The 4,095-nt window shown below is 59.1% G+C and carries 3 protein-coding genes; 2 read left to right on the forward strand and 1 reads right to left on the reverse strand.

Annotated features, from left to right (window positions below; all coding sequences use genetic code 11):
• Positions 1-63: 63 nt before the first annotated feature.
• Both EOC94_RS32925 and traR read left to right on the forward strand, forming a co-directional pair.
• Positions 64-2,172, forward strand: coding sequence for an ABC transporter permease subunit (locus tag EOC94_RS32925; protein ID WP_127295770.1), 2,109 nt, complete (start codon positions 64-66; stop codon positions 2,170-2,172).
• 411 nt (positions 2,173-2,583) lie between these two features.
• On the forward strand, positions 2,584-3,288 hold the full coding sequence (gene traR, locus EOC94_RS32930; RefSeq protein ID WP_127295772.1) for a transcriptional regulator TraR: 705 nt from the start codon (positions 2,584-2,586) through the stop codon (positions 3,286-3,288).
• Between the two features lie 8 nt (positions 3,289-3,296).
• Here the strand turns inward: traR and EOC94_RS32935 are convergent, their stop codons facing one another.
• A complete protein-coding gene (locus EOC94_RS32935) occupies positions 3,297-3,605 on the reverse strand; it encodes a transcriptional repressor TraM (protein ID WP_127295774.1) in 309 nt (102 codons plus the stop codon).
• Positions 3,606-4,095: the final 490 nt, after the last annotated feature.

A 4,095-nucleotide genomic window follows, 5' to 3' on the forward strand; every position in this document is an offset into this window, starting at 1 on the left:
CCGGATGATTGCCGCTGCCGACGTCTTGGAAGTTCTGGAACGCGATTCCCGTAGGCAGCGGTCATGACTGCTGTAAGTGGCACCCAGCGCCTTCCCCAGAGTGTCGCGATTGACGCCGGCTTTACCGCTTGGGCCGCGCTGATCGTTCTCACCCTCGTTTGCATCGTATTGCAGCACAGGCTGCCTTGGGTCGTGACCTTTCCCACAGCTTGGCAGGTGCCAATAGCGGCAGGGATCAACGTTGTGAGTGACGCGGTGGTGCCGGTTATCCAGCCGCTTTTCAGGAGCATCTCAGCACTGCTAGATGTTCCAATGCGTGGTATGCAAGCCTGCCTTTCTTGGCTCCCTTGGCCTGCAACGATGGTGATCGTCGTAGTCCTATCGCTGAAGTCAGGGGGATACCGGCTTGCGCTTTTTTCCGTCATTGCCCTCGGCTACATGATAATTGCCGGTTATTGGCCACAGAGCATGAACACGTTGGCGCTGGTGCTTCTGGCCGTTCCGATTGCCGTCGGGCTAGGGTTTGCGCTTGGTCTGCTCGGCTATCGGTTTCCGAGGTTCCGACCAGGGTTACTGGCCCTCCTAGACCTCATGCAGACTGTTCCCGCATTTGCATACCTGATCCCACTGCTCCTGTTGTTCGGCTTCGGGCCGGTCGTTGGTCTCATTGCCAGCGCCATCTATGCGACGCCGCCCATGGTGCGGAACACAATACTTGGCCTCGATCGCGTGCCGAGCGATATCAGCGAAGCCGGCCTGATGAGCGGCTGCACGCGGCGGCAGCAATTCTGGCACGTCGAAGTCCCCACGGCACTGCCACAGATGCTTGTCGGCTTCAATCAGAGCACGATGGCCGCCCTTTCCATGGTCATCGTTGCCGCGATCATTGGTGGATTTGAAGACATTGGCTGGGAGGTTTTGTCGTCGATGCGCAAAGCCGAATTCGGGCAAAGCATCCTGTCCGGGTTGGTCATCGCTCTCTTGGCGATGTTGATAGACCGGCTGACGTTAGGGTTCGCCAAGGAATGCCCAAACGGTCCGACGCCCATCATGGCCTGGATGAATTGGCGGCGACTTGCGGCCATCGTTGTCATCGCCCTGGTCGCGGCCGCCGCCCAGCGGCTTTTCTTGCCCGACGCGTGGGCGCTCCCTTCGACGACACTGCGTGAACAGGTTGGAATTGTAAATGTCGCGCTGACGAGCGTCGTTCGCGACTACGCGGGGTTTTTCAACGGTGCGCGCAATGTCGTCCTGTACAGTCTCCTGCTGCCGTTGCGGATGGGCATCGTTGGTGCTGCGACCCCCGCGCTTTGGGGGTTCGCGTTAACGCCGCCGATGATCGCCGTATATGTGGCGCTCTGGCTCGCAATCGCGGGGTTGGCTATGAAAGCCTACGGCTGGCAGCTCGCAGTGGCCACATGCATGGCAGGACTTCTTTTGTTTCAAGGGTTTGCAGGATTTCCCTGGCCCGCGCTCATTCTCGGTTTTGGGTTGCTGGCCTATCGTCTGGCTGGCATCAGGCTCGCGTGTTTCGCCGTGATCGGCTTCGCCTTCATTCTCGTTTCGGGCCTGTCGGCGCCCCTCGGCCAATCGATGTACCTGACGATGCTCGCCGTGATCCTCTGTCTGATGATCGGTGGGTTGCTGGGTGCCTGGGCCGCGCACAGTGAGCGAGTCTCCAAAATCCTGCGGCCAATTTGCGACGGGCTTCAGACGGTCCCGCAGTTCGTTTTCCTCATCCCGGCTCTCATGTTCTTCAAGGTCGGCGAGTTCACAGCCCTTATTGCAATCATGCTCTACGCGATCGTGCCGCCGATCCGCTATGTGGAGCATGGCCTCCGCAACGTGCGTGTTGACGTGGTCGAAGCCGTTCAGCAAATGGGCGCGACCCCCACCCAGGTTCTCATGCAGGCCAAGTTTCCACTTGCGCTTCCGGTAATCATGTTGGGGATCAATCAGACCATCATGGCCGCCCTGTCGATGCTGGCGATTGCAGCCCTTGTCGGCACCCGTGACCTTGGTCAGCAAGTCTATATCGCGCTTGGCAAAGCCGACGCAGGACTGGGTATTGTGGCAGGTCTTTCGATCGCCTTCCTCGCTATCCTGGCCGATCGCCTGACGCAGGCGGGAGCTCGACAGGCGGGCTCCATGGAACCAGACTGGAAAAGCTGATGTCCTTCGTGAAGACTGCGGCGACGAAGACCGGCGGCGCGTTGTCCGCCTGCTGTTCAAGGGCCTGGTGCAGCTCTTGTCTAATGATAGGGCAGGAGACAAGGGGAGAGCGCACATCTTGTGGGCGGTGCGATAGCAAACACGTCGCCGGTGGCGAGTCTCCCGGCCTACGGTAGACTTACGTCGACACGACCAATAACAGTCTGAAGCTCGCATGTCGCCCGATGATGATTTGCCGCAAACGAAATTAAACCGCGTGACAAGCTTGGAGGCGTGATGCTCGCGGCCGCCCCCGATCGCGTTGGGAGGAGTCTCCTTGGTATGGGATTTCATTGTGTCAGTGCCGAGAATCAAAGACGGCTATCGGAGCGGATAGCGACAGCAAGGCCACACGTCACGGAGAAGAAAAGAATGCAGCACTGGCTGGATAAGCTAACTGATCTCACCGCAATCGAAGGCGATCAAAGCAACCTCGAGGAGGCTCTGGCGGGCCTGGCCGAACAGATTGGCTTTGGCGGCTATGCCTATCTCAACATCCAGCCAGGCCATATGCTGGCGATCTCGAACTATCACCCTGATTGGCTGTCCCTGTACTTCGAGCGACGCTATTCCGCTCTCGATCCCGTCGTAAGGCGCGCGAAATCGCTGAAGCGGACGTTCACGTGGGCTGGTGAGCAGGAGAGGCCGCGCCTCTCAAAAGCGGAACGCTCGTTCTACGCGCATGCGTCCGATTTCAATATCCGATCCGGCATTACCATCCCCGTCAAGACTGCGAATGGATCGATGTCGATGTTCACCCTCGCCTCAGAGAAGCTGACGATTGATCTCGACAGGGAGATCGACGCCGTTGCCGCCGCGTCCGCGGTCGCGCAGCTGCATGCCCGCATCGCCTTCCTGCGGGCCACTTCCACTAGCGAGGATGCTGCCTTTCTGGATCCCAAGGAGGCCACCTATCTTCGGTGGATCGCCGTCGGCAAGACGATGGAGGAGGTGGCGGATCTGGAGGGCGTCAAGTACAACAGTGTACGCGTCAAGCTTGCCGAAACCAAGAAGCGCTACAACGTTCACACGCTGCCACATCTGACCGCTCTCGCGATCCGCAGAAAGCTCATCTGATCGGGAGATTAGTTCACCGACGCCTTCGGGATAAACCCGAGGATGCTGATCAGTGTGTTCACGACGCTCATCTGCGCGTGCATCTCGATGGCGGCTTCGATGTAACAGAGATGCCGAGTGCCACCAGCCGCTTTTCCGGACTTGTAAGCGTCAGGCAACGCCTGAAACAGTTTGTCGGCCTTGTCCACCAGACGCCGGTGTGTGCGGATGGCCGCCACGGTGAGGGCCTCCAGGTCGGCCAAGGGAAGTCCGCGCGTGAGCCCAGCTACAGGCCGAAGCTCGAATTTATCCTCGAATGTCGCGTCGTCTGATTCCATTCCAGTCCCATCCTGGATTCGTCCGCGGTAAGCCCCGCTGACAATTGACCCTTGAACCCAAGCCGGGAGTTAGAATCCGGGATGAATCGGCCATGAGACCTTTAGCACCGAAGCGCCTAGACATGCGTCACAGGCCCCCGGCCATAAGGTCAGAGGTTCTGGCGCCGTTGCGCTCGACACCGACCGTTTCATCCGGGGATTTCTAAGCCCCAACGCAGCGCGTACTGCGTTGAAGGTCTATATAAGTCATTTCGAAGGGATGCCAGGGCGATCAAGTTGCGACGCTGGATTCTTAACGCGAAGGCCCGCATCGGTCCCAATAGCCGCGGTGGCAAGATGTGTTCCATCTTGCGAGACCGGATACGGGTCCGCCGTGGAGGCCTGCAGCCAGAAAAGTTCTACTTTTCACGAGCACCGAGGCCCGACAGATCGATCCGAATGCCTGCCTTGTTCGGGTCGGTCCTCGCGGCCTCAAATTCAGGATCGATAT

Source organism: Mesorhizobium sp. M6A.T.Ce.TU.016.01.1.1 (assembly GCF_003997065.1).
Classification (GTDB): domain Bacteria; phylum Pseudomonadota; class Alphaproteobacteria; order Rhizobiales; family Rhizobiaceae; genus Mesorhizobium; species Mesorhizobium mediterraneum.

Coding starts and splice junctions, on each gene's coding strand:
- EOC94_RS32925 (WP_127295770.1), top strand. CDS start 64: ATGACTGCTGTAAGTGGCACCCAGCGCCTTCCCCAGAGTGTCGCGATT.
- EOC94_RS32935 (WP_127295774.1), bottom strand. CDS start 3,605: ATGGAATCAGACGACGCGACATTCGAGGATAAATTCGAGCTTCGGCCT.
- traR (WP_127295772.1), top strand. CDS start 2,584: ATGCAGCACTGGCTGGATAAGCTAACTGATCTCACCGCAATCGAAGGC.